Source organism: Isoptericola sp. b408, assembly GCF_030588085.1.
GTDB lineage: Bacteria > Actinomycetota > Actinomycetes > Actinomycetales > Cellulomonadaceae > Isoptericola > Isoptericola sediminis.
The window spans coordinates 64,734-80,759 of record NZ_JAUQYQ010000002.1 but is presented as its reverse complement, the minus strand read 5'-3'; the positions used below and the strand labels follow the sequence as shown (position 1 = coordinate 80,759).

Annotated in this window: 14 protein-coding genes; 4 read left to right on the top strand and 10 right to left on the bottom strand. The window is 71.9% G+C overall.

Translation table 11 applies throughout. The annotated features are described in order from the left end of the window. Nucleotides 1–23: 23 nt before the first annotated feature. Nucleotides 24–698 carry a TetR/AcrR family transcriptional regulator gene (locus Q6347_RS05970; protein WP_171247222.1) on the bottom strand — a complete coding sequence of 225 codons (675 nt, stop codon included), beginning with the start codon at nt 696–698 and terminating at the stop codon, nt 24–26. Between the two features lie 110 nt (nt 699–808). Here Q6347_RS05970 and Q6347_RS05965 point away from each other — a divergent pair, with 110 nt between their 5' ends. The 3 genes from Q6347_RS05965 to Q6347_RS05955 all read left to right on the top strand — a co-directional run bounded on the left by Q6347_RS05965 (nt 809) and on the right by Q6347_RS05955 (nt 3,460). After that, entirely contained in the window at nt 809–1,501 is a 693-nt protein-coding gene (locus Q6347_RS05965; protein ID WP_304606924.1) for a DUF4386 domain-containing protein, read from the top strand. A 23-nt stretch (nt 1,502–1,524) separates the two neighbouring features. Then, nucleotides 1,525–2,679 (top strand): PLP-dependent aspartate aminotransferase family protein, encoded by a 1,155-nt coding sequence (locus Q6347_RS05960; protein WP_304606923.1) that lies wholly within the window; start codon nt 1,525–1,527, stop codon nt 2,677–2,679. 88 nt (nt 2,680–2,767) lie between these two features. After that, the gene (locus tag Q6347_RS05955) at nt 2,768–3,460 is read left to right on the top strand and encodes a hypothetical protein (RefSeq protein WP_304604389.1); all 693 of its coding nucleotides are present in this window, start codon (nt 2,768–2,770) and stop codon (nt 3,458–3,460) included. A gap of 20 nt (nt 3,461–3,480) precedes the next feature. On the opposite strand, the gene Q6347_RS05950 is transcribed toward Q6347_RS05955, so the two are convergent. From Q6347_RS05950 to murA, 3 genes are read right to left on the bottom strand one after another with little or no spacing between them, the layout of a single operon-like run. After that, nucleotides 3,481–4,491: an NAD(P)H-dependent glycerol-3-phosphate dehydrogenase gene (locus Q6347_RS05950; RefSeq protein ID WP_304604390.1), complete on the bottom strand. Its 1,011-nt coding sequence runs from the start codon at nt 4,489–4,491 to the stop codon at nt 3,481–3,483. Continuing rightward, entirely contained in the window at nt 4,488–5,243 is a 756-nt protein-coding gene (locus Q6347_RS05945) for a 1-acyl-sn-glycerol-3-phosphate acyltransferase (RefSeq protein ID WP_304604391.1), read from the bottom strand. Before Q6347_RS05945 ends, Q6347_RS05950 begins: the two co-directional genes overlap by 4 nt. 30 nt (nt 5,244–5,273) lie before the next feature. Beyond that, nucleotides 5,274–6,590 (bottom strand): UDP-N-acetylglucosamine 1-carboxyvinyltransferase, encoded by a 1,317-nt coding sequence (gene murA / locus Q6347_RS05940; protein ID WP_171247226.1) that lies wholly within the window; start codon nt 6,588–6,590, stop codon nt 5,274–5,276. Between the two features lie 358 nt (nt 6,591–6,948). Between murA and Q6347_RS05935 the strand changes: the two genes are divergently transcribed. Beyond that, nucleotides 6,949–8,145 (top strand): NAD(P)/FAD-dependent oxidoreductase, encoded by a 1,197-nt coding sequence (locus tag Q6347_RS05935; RefSeq protein WP_304604392.1) that lies wholly within the window; start codon nt 6,949–6,951, stop codon nt 8,143–8,145. A 59-nt stretch (nt 8,146–8,204) separates the two neighbouring features. On the opposite strand, the gene Q6347_RS05930 is transcribed toward Q6347_RS05935, so the two are convergent. The 6 genes from Q6347_RS05930 to Q6347_RS05905 form a co-directional block, all read right to left on the bottom strand. After that, nucleotides 8,205–10,436 carry a TIM-barrel domain-containing protein gene (locus tag Q6347_RS05930; protein WP_304606922.1) on the bottom strand — a complete coding sequence of 744 codons (2,232 nt, stop codon included), beginning with the start codon at nt 10,434–10,436 and terminating at the stop codon, nt 8,205–8,207. Next, nucleotides 10,433–11,560, bottom strand: coding sequence for a glycoside hydrolase family 15 protein (locus tag Q6347_RS05925; protein WP_304606921.1), 1,128 nt, complete (start codon nt 11,558–11,560; stop codon nt 10,433–10,435). The genes Q6347_RS05930 and Q6347_RS05925 overlap by 4 nt, the downstream gene beginning before the upstream one ends. Nucleotides 11,561–11,639: 79 nt before the next feature. Beyond that, nucleotides 11,640–12,896 carry a sugar ABC transporter substrate-binding protein gene (locus Q6347_RS05920; RefSeq protein ID WP_304606920.1) on the bottom strand — a complete coding sequence of 419 codons (1,257 nt, stop codon included), beginning with the start codon at nt 12,894–12,896 and terminating at the stop codon, nt 11,640–11,642. Nucleotides 12,897–12,979: 83 nt separating this feature from the next. Continuing rightward, nucleotides 12,980–13,786, bottom strand: a complete 807-nt coding sequence (locus Q6347_RS05915) for a carbohydrate ABC transporter permease (RefSeq protein ID WP_304606919.1) — start codon at nt 13,784–13,786, stop codon at nt 12,980–12,982. Continuing rightward, entirely contained in the window at nt 13,779–14,723 is a 945-nt protein-coding gene (locus Q6347_RS05910; RefSeq protein ID WP_304606918.1) for a carbohydrate ABC transporter permease, read from the bottom strand. The genes Q6347_RS05915 and Q6347_RS05910 overlap by 8 nt, the downstream gene beginning before the upstream one ends. Further along, complete coding sequence (locus tag Q6347_RS05905; RefSeq protein ID WP_304606917.1) at nt 14,723–15,946, bottom strand: ROK family transcriptional regulator; 1,224 nt, start codon at nt 15,944–15,946, stop codon at nt 14,723–14,725. The genes Q6347_RS05910 and Q6347_RS05905 overlap by 1 nt, the downstream gene beginning before the upstream one ends. Nucleotides 15,947–16,026 lie beyond the last annotated feature (80 nt).

Sequence of the window (16,026 nt, the reverse complement as noted above, 5' to 3'; positions counted from 1 at the left end):
GGGCCGGCGGCCCGCCGCGACGGTCAGACGCCGTCGCGGCGGGCCCGCTCGATCCCGTCGAGGAGCAGGCCGAGCGTGAACTCGAACTCGGTCTGGCTGTCGCACCAGCCGAGGGTCGGGTCGGCCGGGTCGTGCAGCTCGGCGGCGACCATCGCGGTGAGATGGGGCAGGGACTCGGCCATGGCCGCCAGCTCCTCCTCGGCGACGTCGTCGTCGCCGGCCTGGGGGTCGAACACCTCGGGGGTGAACCCGAGCACCATGCCGCCCAGGGCGTGCATCGCGCGGTGCGCCAGCCGGTAGGAGCACCCGCCGCGCACCATCGCGCCGAGCGCCTCGTCGTAGAGCTGGTAGACCCCTGGCCGGAGGTTCGGTCGTGACCCGAGCAGCCGGGGCAGCCACGGGTGGCGCACCACGACGTCGCGCGCGACGAGGCAGCGCGACCTCACGTCCGCCACCCAGTCGTCCCCGGGATCCTCCCGCTCCGCCAGCCCGGCATGGATCTGGGCGGCCACGACGTCGACGAGGCCGTCGAGCAGCTCGTCCTTCTTGCCGGGCAGGTAGTGGTACAGGGACATCGCCTCGACGCCGAGCCGCGTCGCCACGCCCCGCATGGTCACCGCGGCGAGACCGTCCGCGTCCGCGAGCGCGACCCCGGCACCGAGCACGCGGTCGCGGCTCAACGGTCCGTCGGAACCCATCTGCGTCCCCCTCTTCCCTCACTCGACCTTACGCCGTATGGTTGCCTTACGCCGTATGGTTGCCTTACGCCGTAAGGACGCGGCCCTCCGCCTCTCGGAAGGAACCCATCATGGACCAGCGCATCTCCCGGCCGGTCGCCCGCACCACCGGACTGCTCTACCTCGCCCTCGGGATCACCGGCATGGCGGGCTTCCTGCTCGTGCGCCCGCTGGTCTTCGACCCGACCGACGCCGCGACCACCGCGACCCTGCTCGTCGAGCACGAGCTCCTGGCGCGCGTCGGGATCGCTCTCGAGCTCGCCCTGGTGGTCAGCCAGGCGCTCGCCGCCCTCTGGTTCGTCCGGCTCTTCCGCCCGGTCGAACCCTTCGCCGCGGCTGCGGTCGGCGTGCTGGGCATGATGAACGCCGTCGCGATCCTCGGCAGCACGGCCGCTCTCGGCACGGCCCTGGGCACCGCGCTCGCCGGGGACCCCGCCGGACCGCAGCAGATGTTCCTGCTCTCGGAGAACCTGTGGCTCGCCGGTGCGGCGTTCTTCGGACTCTGGCTGATCCCGATGGGTCGTCTCGTGCTGCTGTCCGGCCTGCCCCGCGCGCTCGGCTGGTTCCTGCTCGTCGGGGGTGTCGGCTACCTGCTGCAGTCGTTCCTGCTCGTCCTCGCCCCCGACGCGGGTCCGGTCGCCGACGTCATCGTGCTGCCCGCCACCGTCGGCGAGCTGTGGATGATCGGCCTGCTGCTCTGGATCGGGTTCCGACGCGACCGCTCGCGGACCGACGTCGCCGAGGAACCGGCCCTGCGTCCCTGACGAGGACCGTAGGCTGGGCTGCCATGACGCCCGACCCGCACGCCCACGCCGTCCCGAGCCTCGCACCCGCCACCGTCGCCGTGACGGCCGGCCGCCCGTCCCGCGTGCAGGGCGGCCCGGTCAACCCGCCGGTCGTGCTGTCCTCGACCTACGTCTCGCGCGGCATCCCGGGCGACGAACCGCTCTACGCCCGCGGTGGCACCGAGACCTGGGAGTCGTTCGAGCAGGCCCTCGCCGCCCTCGAGGGCGGCGAGCACGGCATCGTCCTGGGATCGGGCATGGCCGCCATCGCCGCCGCGATCGGGGACCTGCCCCCGGGCAGCACCGTCGTGGTGCCACGGCACGCCTACCAGGTCACGCTGGGCTACCTCGACGACCGTGCCGCCCGGTACGACGTCGAGGTCCGCCGCGTCGACGTCGCGGACACCGAGGCCGTGGTGGCGGCCCTGGACGGCGCGGACCTCCTCGTGGTCGAGTCGCCCACGAACCCGATGCTGGAGATCGCCGACCTGCCCGCCCTCCTGGCCGCCGCCCGCGACCGGGGCGTGCGGTCCGTGGTCGACAACACCTTCGCCACCCCGCTGGGACAGCAGCCGCTCGCCCTCGGGGCCGACGTCGTCGTGCACTCGGTGACGAAGTACCTGTCCGGGCACACCGACGTCGTCCTGGGCGCGGTGGTGACGAACGACGACCGGATCGCCGCCGACGTGCGCTCCTACCGGACCCTGCACGGGGCGATCGCCGGGCCGATGGAGGTCTTCCTGGCGCTGCGCGGGCTGCGCACCCTGCACCTGCGCGTCGAGCGGGCCGCGGCCAACGCCGTCGAGCTCGCCCGCCGCCTGCACGACCACCCGGCCGTGGCCGAGGTGCGTCACCCCTCGCTGCCCGACGACCCGGGGCACGGACGGGCCGCGGCACAGATGGCGCACTTCGGCGCCGTGGTCGGGGTGCGCCCGGTCGGCGGCCGGAACGCCGCGGACGCGCTGGTCGACGCCGTGCGGCTGTGGGTTCCCGCCACCTCGCTGGGCGGCGTGGAGTCGCTGCTGGAACGGCGTCGGCGCCTGGCGACGGAGTCGCCCACGGTGCCGGAGGACCTCGTGCGGCTCTCCGTCGGCGTCGAGGACGTCGAGGACCTGTGGGCGGACCTCGCGCAGGCCCTGGAGCGGGCGACCGCCTGAGCTGCCGACGCGCCACGTCCCTGCGCGGTGCCGGGAACCGCCGGCGGGCCTAGGCTCGTCGGAGGGACCCGTCCACCAGGGAGGCACCGTGCACCCTTCATCGCACCGCCGCCGGGCTGCGGGGACCTGTGCCCTCCTGGCCCTCGGTGCCCTGCTGGCCGCCTGCGGCGACGGCGAGGGGACGTCGGGCTACGGCGGCGGCGTGTCGACGGCGGACGCCTCGCCGACGACCACCGCCGCGACGCCCACGGCGTCGGCCACCGACGACGCCGGCACCGCGGAGCCCACGGACACCCCCGACGAACCGTCACCCGACGCGGCGAGCGCGACGGAACCCGTCACGCCGTTCGCGGGCGGGACCGCCCTGGACGAGGGCGACCCGAGCGCCGACGCGATGCTGACCGTCACCGGCATCCGCGTCGGCGCGCACGAGGAGTACGACCGTGTCGTGTTCGACCTGGACGGCACCGGCACCCCCGGCTACCGCGTCCAGTACGTCGAGGAGGCCGTCGAGCCGGGCAGCGGCGAGACGGTCGACGTCGCCGGTGACGCCGTGCTGCAGGTGGAGATCACGGGGTCGGCGATGCCGACGGACTCGGGCGTGACCGAGTACGGCGGCGACCCGGTCGCCGGTCCGGGCGGGTCGATCGAGCAGGTCGTCTACCGCTTCGTGTTCGAGGGCACCACGACGGCGTTCGTCGGGGTCGACGGCGAACCGCGCCCGTTCCAGGCGTTCACCCTGGAGGACCCGGTGCGCCTGGTGGTGGACGTCGGGAACTGAGCGTCGGGCCGGCCGGCCGCTCAGTCGGCGAGGCTCTCGGACTTCTGCGGGCGAGACAGCAGCGCGCGCGCCATCTCGTCCACCGAGAGCCCCTCGTGCAGCACGGCCACGACACCGGCCGTGATGGGCATGTCGACACCGTGCTGCTGGGCCAGCTCGAGGACGGAGCGGGAGGACTTCACGCCCTCCGCCGTCGTGCCGGTGGCCTCCAGCGCCTCCTCCAGGCTCATGCCCTGGCCGACGTACTTGCCCAGCGAGTGGTTGCGCGACAGCGGCGAGGCGCAGGTGGCGACGAGGTCGCCCATGCCCGCCAGGCCGGCGAACGTCTCCTGCTCGGCGCCCAGCGCCCGCCCCAGGCGGGTGATCTCGACGAGCCCCCGGGTGATGACGGTCGCCGTCGTGTTCCAGCCGAACCCGCTGCCCTGCGCCATGCCGACGGCCAGCGCGATGATGTTCTTCACCGCGCCGCACAGCTCGACACCGACGACGTCGGAGTTGGTGTAGGGCCGGAAGTACGAGTTCGAGCAGGCCTCGGCCACGACCCGCGCGTTCTCGGCGTCGGAGCACGCCACCACCGTCGCCGTGGGCTGCCGGGCGGCGATCTCCTTGGCCAGGTTGGGCCCGGACACGACGGCCACGCGCTCGTCCGGGACGTCGAGGGCCTCGGCCACGACCTGGCTCATGCGCTTGTCGGTGCTGAGCTCGACGCCCTTCATCAGGGAGACGACGATCGCGTCGGGCTCGAGGTGCTCGCGCAGCGGCTCCAGGGTGCGCCGGGCCACCTGGGAGGGGATGGCGACGACGACGATCCTCGCCCCGGCGAGCGCGGCGGCGGCGTCGGTCGTGGCGGCCATCGCCGGGAGCTCGACGTCGGGCAGGTACTTGCTGTTGCGTCGCTCCTCGGCCACCTGGCGGACCAGGGCCTCGTCCCGGCCCCACAGGGTGACGTCGCAGCCGGCGTCGGCCATGACCATCGCGAACGTGGTGCCCCAGGAGCCGGAGCCCAGGACCGCTGTCGTCGGGCCCCTCACGGGCGCTCCACCGGCGGGTAGTGCATCTGTCTCACCTCGTAGTCAGGGTGCTTGCGCAGGTCGAACCGTCGCGCCGGCGGCTCCTCGCCCCGGAGCGTGGCGAGCTGGGCGGTGATGGCGTCCATCACGCGGTCCATCGCCTCGCGCAGGGTGGCGGAGTCGAGCGGTCGGTCGTACAGGTCGCTCAGGTCGACCGGCGGGCCGGCCGTGACCTGGACCCGCTTGCGCGGGAAGAGCCGCGGCAGCTTGCCGTAGCGGGGCAGGATGTCCGTCGCGCCCCACTGCGCCACGGGGACGACCGGCAGCTTCGACGCCAGGGCGATCCGGGCCAGACCCGTCTTCGGCTCCATCGGCCACAGGTCGGGGTCGCGCGTCAGCGTCCCCTCCGGGAACACCGCCACGCAGGCGCCCTCCCCGAGCTCGCGACCCGCGCGCTCCAGCGAGGCGGCGGCCGCCTGGCTGCCCCGGTCGACGGGGATCATGTTCGTCGCACGCAGCGCACCCCCGACGACCGGCACGTCGAACAGCCCGCGCTTGGCCAGCACGCGCGGCTCGACACCCTGGTCGAACAGGTAGTGCACGAACGTCAGGGCGTCGAGCTCGGTCGCATGGTTGGCGGCCGCGATGAATCCGCCGTCCGTGGGGAGGTTCTCGCTGCCGCTCCACTCGTAGCGGCACATCGAGAACAGCACGGGCCGGACGATCTTCGCGATGACGCGGTAGAGCCGCGACTCAGGTCTGGCGATGGGCACGGCCGGAAGCCTACCTGCCGACCGCAGGCGTCAGCCCCGGGCGACGTCGGCGCCCAGCGCCGCCAGCTTGTCCTGGAAGGACTCGTACCCGCGGTCGATGAGGCTGATGCCGCGCACCGTCGAGGTGCCCTTGGCCGCCAGCGCCGCGATGAGGTGGGAGAACCCGCCGCGCAGGTCCGGCACCTCGATGTCGGCCGCCTCGAGGGGGGTCGGCCCGGACACCACGGCGGAGTGCTGGAAGTTGCGGCGGCCGAAACGGCAGGCCGCGCCGCCGAGGCACTCCTTGTAGACCTGGATCGTGGCGCCCATCTGGCGCAGCGCCTCGGTGAACCCGAACCGGTTCTCGTACACGGTCTCGTGCACGATCGACAGACCCGTGGCCTGCGTGAGCGCGACGACCAGCGGCTGCTGCCAGTCGGTCATGAAACCGGGGTGGACGTCCGTCTCGAGCACGATGGAGCGCAGCTCCCCGCCCGGGTGCCAGAACCGGATGCCGTCGTCCTGGACGTCGAACTGGCCGCCGACCTTGCGGTAGGTGTTGAGGAACGTCATCATCTCGGGCTGGGTGGCGCCCTTGATGGTCACGTCACCGCCGGTCGCCAGCGCGGCCGAGGCCCAGGACGCGGCCTCGATGCGGTCGCCGAGGGCGTTGTGGACATAGCCGTCGAGACGGTCGACGCCCTCGATGCGGATCACCCGGTCGGTGTCGACCGAGATGATCGCGCCCATCTTCTGCAGCACCGCGATGAGGTCCATGATCTCGGGCTCGATCGCCGCACCGGTCAGCTCGGTGATGCCCTCGGCCCGCACGGCCGTCAGCAGCAGCTGCTCGGTGGCCCCGACGGACGGGTAGGGCAGCTCGATCCGAGTGCCCTGCAGGCGCCGCGGCGCACGCAGGTGGATGCCGTTGGGCCGCTTGTCGACGACGGCACCGAACTGGCGCAGGATGTCGAGGTGGTAGTTGATCGGCCGGTCGCCGATCCGGCAGCCGCCCAGGTCCGGGATGAAGGCCTCACCGAGACGGTGCAGCAGGGGGCCGCAGAACAGGATCGGGATGCGGCTGGACCCGGCGTGCGCGTCGATGTCCGCGACGTGCGCCGACTCGACGTTCGACGGGTCGAGGTCGAGGATGCCGGCCTCCGGGTCGTACTTGACGTTGACCCCGTGCAGCTCGAGGAGGCCGGAGACGACCGCGACGTCACGGATCTGCGGGACGTTGCGCAGCACGCTCGCCGACTCTCCCAGCAGGGAGGCCACCATCGCCTTGGACACGAAGTTCTTCGCTCCACGCACCTCGATGGTGCCCTGCAGCGGCGTGCCGCCGTTGACGTACAGCAGATCAGTCATAGGTCGTCGTTCGTCCTGTCGTCGCGGAATCCGCAGCACGGTGGTGCTGCTCGTCGGTGCGGGCCCCCGGCTCGCAGTGGCGCGGTCGTGCGCAGCGCGCACGATCCTCCCCCCGGAGGCCCTCGGGTGCCAACACCCGGCACCGCCACAGTATTCACGTTCACCACACCTTCACTCCGCGGGCGCGGACTCGCGCGGGGGCACGCCACGGTTGGCCGGATCGTGATGCGGTGCAGGCCGGATCGTGACCCGGACGCACCCTTCTGACACGCGGGTGAAGTCCGTCACAAACACATACCCCCCAGGGTGTGAGGAGTAGCCTGGAAACAACGGTAGGTCCGCGATGAAGGAGTCGATCATGACCGCTCGTGTCCTGGTTCTCGGCGGCAGCTTCGCAGGGATGACGGCCGCCCTGTCCATCAAGTCCGACCTGGGCGACGAGGTCGACGTCACCGTCGTCTCGGCCTCGGACCGGTTCGTGTTCAACCCCTCCCTGATCTGGCTGCCGTTCGGCCGTCGCGGCCGCACCGACATCACGTTCCCCCTGGAGCCGACGTTCACCAAGAAGGGTGTGCGGTTCGTCCACGGCGAGGCGAGCTACGTCGACCCCGACCACCACCGGGTCGAGACCACCGAGGGCACGTTCGACTACGACTACCTGGTGATCGCCACGGGGTACCGCAACGACCTCGACGTCGTCCCCGGGATGCGCGACACGCCCACCATCACCACGCTCCACGACGCCGAGCGCACCTACGACGCCTGGCGCCGGTTCCTCGACGACCCCGGTGACGTGGTCATCGGCGCCACGCAGCGCGCGAGCTGCTTCGGGGCGGCGTACGAGTTCCTCTTCAACACCTCCTACCAGCTGCGCCGCGCCGGCCTGCACGGCAAGGTCAAGCTGACCTACGTCACCTCCGAGCCCTTCGCGGGACACTTCGGCATCGACGGCATGCCGGGCGCCAAGCCGCTGATGCGGATGTTCGCCAAGAAGGAGGGCATCACCGTCGAGCCGAACCAGTCGATCCAGGAGATCAAGCCCGACACGGTCGTGCTGTCCGACGGGCGCGAGCTGCCGTACAAGTTCGCCATGATCGTCCCCCCGTTCCGCGGGCAGGACTTCCTCGCCAAGACCCCGGACCTGGTCGACGCCGGCAACTACGTCAAGGTCCGCCCGACCTACCAGTCCGAGAAGTGGGACGACGTCTACGCCGTCGGCATCGCCGCCGCCGTGCCCGTGCCCTGGACGACCCAGGTCGCGACCGGCATCCCCAAGACCGGGTTCCCGAGCGAGCAGCAGGCGCACATTGCCGCCGAGAACATCGTCGCCCAGGTCCGCGGCGAGGAGCCGACGGCCGCCAAGGAGTTCGGCAAGATCCCGGCCCTGTGCGTCATGGACGCCGGAAACAACGGTGTGGCGATGGTCGCCGACCACATGCTGCCGCCGCGCAAGGCCGCCGTCATGGTCCCCGGACCGCAGAACCACGCGTTCAAGATCGGCTTCGAGAAGTACTCCCTGGCCAAGATGAAGGCCGGCAAGGTCAAGCTGCCCTGACCTCGCGCCGCGCCGGCGTGCCGTGGTCCCGGGCCGGACGGTCCGGGACCGCGGTGCGTTCAGCCGCGGAACACGCCGGCGAGCTCGTCCCACCGATCCGCGCGGACGAAGACGGGCACCCGGTGCCGCGGCATTCTCGTCGTCACGACCTGCGCGCCGCCGACGGCCTCGCCGCTCCAGGCGTCGACCCACTCCCCGGCCGGCAGGTACACCGGCCACCGTTCGCTCCCGGGCTCGAGGACCGGGGCGACCAGCAGAGCGTCGCCGAGCGTCCACTGCACCGGGTGGTTCCAGACCTCCGGGTCGTCCGGGTGGTCGAAGTAGAGCGGCCGCATGAGGGGCGCACTCGTGTCGACGGTGCGGGCCGCCTCCCGGCGCAGGTAGGGCACGAGGCGCTCGCGCAGGTGCACGAGCTCGCGCACCTCGTCGACCACGGCCCCGTCACCGGTGAGCTCGGCGACGTTCCAGGGGGTGCGGTCCCGCGACGGCGTCCGGTGGTGGTTGAACTCCGAGTGGTATTGCATGATCGGGACGAACACGCTGGCGGCCACGGCCCGGACGTACAGCTCGGCGTCGGGGACGGGACCGGAGAACCCGGCGACGTCCCAGCCCCAGTAGACGATCCCGCACGCCGCGGCCGACAGGCCCGCCAGCATCGACCAGCGGAACGCCTCCCAGGTCGAGTTCTCGTCCCCCGCCCAGAACGCGCCGTGCGCCTGCGACCCGGTGAATCCCGCCCGGCTGAACGTGACCGGCGCCTTGCCGCACGACTCGAGCAGTCGGCCGTACGCCGCCGGGTACGCCACCGGGAACAGGTTGTTGCCCTCGTCACCCCGCGTGCCGTCCAGGTAGGACAGGTCGGCGCCCCAGGCGTGCTCCCCGCCGTCGGTCTTGAACCCGTCGACACCGATCTCCTCGACGAGGTACCGGCGCTTCGCGGTCCACCAGTCGGCCGCGCCGTCGTCCGTGAGGTCGGGCATCAGACCGAGCGGGAACCACCAGCCCCGGTTCCGGTAGGGACGCAGGGAACCGTCCGGGGCCTCCTCACGCACGAGCACACCCTCCTCGACGGCCGCCCGGGCGTCCGCCTTCGCCTGTCCGGTGGGGTGCGGGCGCATCTTGATCAGCGGGATCTGCCACAGGTGGACCTTGACGTCCTGGTCGTGCAGGGCGTCGACCATGCCCTTCGGGTCGGGCCAGGCACCGTCCGCCGGGAACTCGAAGTCGGCCAGCCGCAGCGGCCCGCCGTCGGAGCGGACGGTGTACCGCGCGTCGCGGAAGGCCACGAAGGTCGACTCGTCGCTCCAGGCCTCGATCACGACGTTGCCCACCGGGACGTCGTGCTCGCGGTGCAGCGCCATCTGCCGCTCGACCTCGGCCTGCGTGTTCCACTCGTTCCCCGACGCCCACAGCCGGAATACCCAGTCCGGCAGCTCCGTGGGGCGCCCGACCTCGGCCAGGAACGCGTCCAGCACGGACCGGGGGTCGCCGTCGTAGAGCGCGACGGACAGGGCCCCCTCGGCGCCCGACGGCGCGGACACCTCGGACTCGACCACGAGCCGGTCCGGAGCCGCCGCACCGAGGTCGAACCAGACCCGGCGCGAGGTCCGCACGTGGAACCCCCACCCCGATCCGCCGACGACGTGCGCGAAGGGCATCGGCAGGTAGGTCCGCCGGTGGGCTCCCTGGGACTTGTACTGCTCGAACACGACCGAGTCGAGCGTTGTGCCGCGGTGGTCCAGGGCGTCGAAACGCTCCCCGAAGCCGGCCACGTGCTCGGTGCCGGCGAGCGGCAGGGCGAAGCGCACCCGGTGGAGGCGCTCGCCGTCGTCAAGCACCTCGACCGAACCCGGCAGCACCGTGACGGCGTCGCCGTCGACGGCCAGCACGGAGGCGTCGGCCGGGCGCCACGTGGCCGGCCGGGTGGCGAACCAACGCGTCGACCGGGTCGTGCCGTCCGCCGACGTCGCGGCGAAGCGGTAACGGAACGCCTCCCGGGGGGCCGGGAGCTCGACCTGCCAGCCGCCTGCGCGACGAGCCTGGCGCGCCTGCGCCGAGGCGAGGTGCCCGCCGTCGACGGCCTGGCCCCTCGACGAGCGCGGCACGGTCGACAGGGGGATCCGCCGCGTCTCGTCGTCGCCCACGATCAGCTCGAGGTCGACGGACGCGACGTCCCCGGAGGTCCTGACGCCCAGCCGGAGCGGCTCGCCGGCCACGGGCAGGACGGGCGAGCGCTGCTCGGTGTCGGGCGAGTACGGGTGGCCGGAACCGGACGGACGGTGGCGTATCACGGGGTCTCCTCGGTGTCGGTGAGGTCGATGGCCGCGGCGAGCCGCAGCAGCATGGCGTGGCTCCACAGCAGGGGCGTGGCGACGGTGCCCCAGCGGTCGACCCACTCCTGGCGCGTCGAGGGGTCGAGCAGGGCCCCGTCGACCTGCTCGGGCAGCAGGAGGTCGTCGGTGGCGGTTGACGCAGCCCAGTCGAGCGCGGCCCGGGCCTTGTCCCGCTCGCCACGAGCCGCGCGGGCGAGCCCGTAGAAGCAGGTCAGCAGAGGCCAGCGGCCCCCGCCGTAGAAGGTGTCCGCCCTGAACCGGTAGACGCCGCCGTCCGTGGACAGCTCGCGCTCGACGACGTCCAGCGTCCGGCCCGCGAGCTCACCGGCGGGGTCGATCAGACCCAGCGGCGCGACGAGCGCGCTGAGCGACCCGTCGGGCTCCCGTGTGCCGAGCCACTTCGTCAGGTGCCCGTCGACGGTGCCCCGGGTTTCCAGGACGTCGAGGATCCGGGCCACGACGGCGAGCGCACGCTCGGCCCGCTCCCCGTCGACCACGCCGTGGTCGACAGCGGCACGCAGCCCGGCCGCGACGCAGCCGAGCGTGGAGACGTGGACGTGCTCGTCGTGCTCCTCCCACCAGTCGTAGCAGGGACGGTCCCACGAGCTGACGAGGTAGTCGACGGTCAGCCCCGCAGCGGTCCGCCAACGATCGCGGTCGAGGCCGTGGCGGGACGCATGCTCGGTCATCGCCCACAGCCAGGTGCCGTAGCCGTCGAGCTGGAAGTCCCACCACTGGTCGTGGCCGAGGTCGCCGTCCATGGTGAAACGTGCCGGGAGCATGCGGTCGTCGGGCAGAGGCGCCCCGGCGGCGGCCGCCCTGACGATCGCGTCGATCGTGTCCGCGTGACGCAGCACCACCGTGGAGCACCAGTCGAAGAACCGCCCGGCGGACTCCGGCGCGCCGGCGGCGGACATCCCCTCGGCGATGAACGAGCCGTCGCGGAGCCAGCAGTAGCCGCGGTACGCGGAGAAGGTCGGGCTCGCGGGGTAGGCGCCGTTGTCGGCCTGCTGCGTGGCGATGACCTCGCGCGACCTCGTGAGCAGCGCGTCGAGGTCGGGGTGCGGGTGGTGAGGCGTCATGGGCGTCTCTCTCCAGAAGGCGTCGTCGGACCCGGGGCGGGCGCAGTGCCGCGCCCGCCCCGGGCGGGGAAGGTGCTCGTCAGCCGAGCAGGGCGTTGACTCGCTCCTCGGCCGAGGCCAGGGCCTCCTCGACGGACTGACGTCCGGCAGCGGCCTCGGTGAGCTCCTCCGTCACGATGTCCTGCATCTCTGCCTGCTTCTCGCCGATCGACGGTGCGAGGGCGACCGACTCGAGCGAGTCGAACACGGCCTGACGGTTCTCGGGGCTCCCCTGCTCGAGGTACGGCGCGAGCCGGTCCTCGTCAGCGACCGGCGGCAGCTCCCACCCGGACTCCAGCCGGGTGTCGACCATGACCTCGGACGAGGTGAGGAACTCCGCCCACCGCTGCGCGGCCTCGACGTTCTCGCTGCCCGCCGAGACAGCCACGCCGTTGGAGAACATGGCGGACGCCTGGCGATCGTCACCGGGCTCGACGGCGATGTCCCACGCGAACGACGCGTCCGCGAGCGCACCGAACATCCAGATCCCGGTGTGCCACATGGCGAGCTTGCCGTCCGTGAACAGGGTGGTGTCGAAGTCGGGCGTGCCGGCGCCCTGCTCGGCCGTGGGCATGACGGTGCCGGACTTCTCGACGAGCCAGCGTGCCGCCTCCAGCCCTTCGGGGGAGTTGAACGCCACGGAGCTGCCGTCCTCGCTGAGGAAGGAGCCGCCGGCCTGGTCAACCGTCTTGTAGAACTCGTGGAAGCTGATCGGCTGGTAGTCACCGAACACCCCGGCGTCCGCGTCGGTGAGCTTCTCGGCGGCGGCCTTCTCGTCGGCCCAGGTCCAGTCCGCGTCCGGGTGGTCGAGACCGGCAGCGTCGAACAGGTCTGCGTTGTAGTAGAGCACGACGTTCGAGAACGACGACGGCAGGGCGTACTGGGTGCCGTCGGTGGCGTAGGCCTCGGCGAGCGACTTCTGGTAGGCGCTGGTGTCGGCGCCCTCCAGCGGCGCGAGCACGCCGTTCTGCTGGTAGCCCTCGTAGTCGGCGAACTCGATGTCGAAGACGTCCGAGGCCGTCCCGCCGGCCAGGTCGGTCTTCAGTGCCGTGGAGTAGTCCGCGTACGGCAGCGTCGTCACGTCGACGGTGATACCCGGGTTCTCCTCCTCGAAGGCCTCGACGATCGTCGCGAGGTTCTCCTCGTTGCCGCCGTTCGAGATGAAGTTCGTGTAGGTGATCGTGACGTCGCCGCCGCCCTCGGCGTCGGCAGCATCGGTGCCGCCCGCGCAGGCCGTGAGGGTCAGGCCGGTGGCGGCGGCGAGCGCGACACCGGTGGTGAGTCGTGAGCGGAACATGAGCGTGTCTCCTTCGACAGTCGTGCGGACAGGTGGTGAGGGGTGGCTGGTGCCGTGCGGGGACTCCTGGTGCCGTGCGGGGGCTACTTGATGCCCGAGCCGGCGACCCCCTGGATCACGTACTTCTGGGCGGCCAGGTAGATGGCGAGCATCGGCAGGATCGACACGACGGAACCGGCCATCATCACGTCCCACTGCGTCGTGTACTGGCCCTGCAGCCCGGCGAGCGCGAGCGGCAGGGTCTGCAGCTCGTCGGTCCGCAGGATCACCAGCGGCCACAGGAAGCTGTTCCAGCTGCTCATGAACGAGAAGACCGTGAGCGTGGCCAGGGCCGGACCGACGAGCGGGAGCACGATGCGGGAGAAGATCCGCAGGTGCCCGGCACCGTCCAGGGTCGCGGCCTCGTCGAGCTCCCGCGGCACGGAGTTCATCGCCTGCCGGAGCAGGAAGACGCCGAACGCAGACGCGACGCCCGGGAGCAGGACCCCGAGATAGGTGTCGACGAGCCCGAGCGCTCGCATCTGCACGAAGAGGGGGACGATGAGCACCTGGATCGGGATCATCATCGTGGCCAGGTAGACGGCGAAGACCACGCCTCGTCCACGGAACGGCATGCGCGAGAACACGTACGCAGCCGTCGCGCTGGTCACGAGCTGCAGGACCGTCGTGGCCACGGCCAGGCCTACCGAGTTGAGCACGACCCGGGCGAACGGGGTGTTGCCGAACAGCTCACGGTAGGCGTCGAGCGAGGGATCGGCCGGGATCAGCGACGGCGTCGCTGCCAGGCCGGTCTGCGACGACAGCGAGGTGACGACCGTCCAGAGGAACGGGAAGAACATCACCAGGGCGCCGAGCACCACGAGGGCGGTCAGAGCGAACTTCCTAGGCATAGTGGACCCACCTCCGCTGGCCGCGGATCTGGACGAGCGTCACGAGCATGACGAGAGCGAAGAGCAGCCAGGACAGGGCTGACGCCATGCCGGCCGACCCGTAGCGGAACGTCAGGTCGTAGATCTGCTGCACGACGACGGTGCTCGCGCCGGCGGGGCCTCCTCCGGTCATCGCGTACACCTGGTCGAAGACCTGGAATCCGTTGATGAGCGAGATGACCAGGACGAAGAACGTCGTGGGCGACAGCATGGGCAGGGTCACCGAGACGAGCCGGCGCCACCACCCCGCGCCGTCGAGGGTCGCGGCCTCGTAGAGCTCCTCAGGAATCAGCTGCAGGCCGGCCAGCAGGATGATCATGACGAACCCGAGGTCCTTCCACGCCGAAGCGAGGATGATCGAGGGCATCGCCCAGGTGGGATCGGTCCACCATCCTGGTCCGTCGACGCCGAGCAGGCCGAGGACGTGGTTGACCACGCCGTTGGACGGGTTCAGCAGCCACCGCCAGACGATCGCGACGACGATCCAGCTCGTGACCACCGGGAGGAAGTACACGCCGCGGAGCAGGTTGCGTCCCGGGATCGCCGCGTTGAGGGCGAGGGCGAGGAAGAGTCCGCCGACATAGACGATCGGCAGGTACCCCGCGATGTAGTAGAGAGTGTTCCCGAAGGCCCGGTGCGTCTCCGGGTCCTGCAGGAGCGCGGCGTAGTTGCCGAGGCCGACCCACCGCATGTCGGACAGCAGGTTCCACTCGTGCAGGCTGGTCCACAGCGCGCCGATCATCGGGTAGACAGTGAACAGAGCGAGCGGGACGGCGCTGGGCAGCAGGAAACCCACGACCGTCAGGGCGTAGCGGACCCGCCGCGCGCGGGGCCTCGGGGTGCCTACGGCGGGCGCGGGGGCCTTCGGCCGGGGACGGGCGAGCGTCGGGGTGACCATCAGTGGGCCCCCTCGGGCTGCTCCTCGCGCGAGGCCACGTTCATGCGCTCGCGCACCAGGCGGCCCTGCTCGCCGGAATGTCCCTGGGCGTCGAACGGGGTCGAGAGCACCAGGCTCGCGGCCCCCTGCGCCCAGCGGTCGTCCTGCCAGGTCTCGACGGCGACGACGATCCCTCGCTTGCGCGGGATGACGGCGGAGCGCAGCGCCGGCTCGAAGCCGGTCGCCCAGTACGGCCAGGCGGTGACCCCCTCGCCGAGCACCACGACGATCTCGGGGTCGAGGAGGTTCACGGCCCCGGCCAGAGCGCGGCCGAGCAGGGCGCCGGCCTGCTCGAAGAATCGGCGCGCACCGTCGTCGCCGTCGTCGGCGAGCGCTCGGAGGTCGGCGATGGTCCCGGCCGGTTCCAGGAGACCGCGTCGGACGGCGTCGCGGACGAGGGCGTGCTCGCCGACGAGCGCCTCGAGGCATCCGCGCGCCCCGCACTGACATTCCGGGCCGTCCGGGACGACGGGCAGGTGCCCGAACTCGCCCACGCTGCCGGTCGCTCCCCGCAGCACGACGCCGTCGCTGACGATGCCAGCGCCGACACCGGTCCCGATCGTGACGACGAGCACGTCGTCGTGGCCCCGCGCCTGGCCGAACAGTCGCTCGGCCATGGTCAAGGCGTTGACGTTGTTCTCCACCAGGACCGGCATCGCAAGCTCGCGCCGCAGGATGTCGCCGAGCGGAACGTGCTGCCAGCCCAGCTGGGTCGAGTCGACGGTCCCCACGGCCTGGGCGTCGACGCTGCCGGGGATGCCGACACCGATGCCGAGCAGCGGGTCGTGCTGCGAGGAGGCCACGAACCGGCGCAGGATCTCGACCAGCTCGCCGACCGCGGTGGGCGCCGTGGCGTCGAAGGACTCGGTGACGGACCGCAGCACGGTGCCGTCGATGCCCGCCTCGATGGCCGTGACGTGGCCGGCGACGACCTTGACGCCGACCGCCGCGCCGGACGTGGAGGCCAGGCCCAGCAGCCGGGCCGGCCGACCGCCGGTGGACGGGGTGGTCTGCAGCTCCACGAGCAGCCCGTCGGCGAGGAGTCGCTTGGTGGTCTGCGTGACCAACGCCGGCGAGACCGCCAGCTCTCGGGCGAGGTCCGCCCGGGACATCGGCCCTCGCGCCCCGATACGCGCCAGGACGGCGGACCTGTGGGCGTCGGCCCGGTCCGACGACTGCTTCATCCTGAACTCCTTCGTTTAGGTCTAAATAAACCCTAGAACGAAGTACCACTACGACGCAACGTCGCCGGGTCACGGTTCGG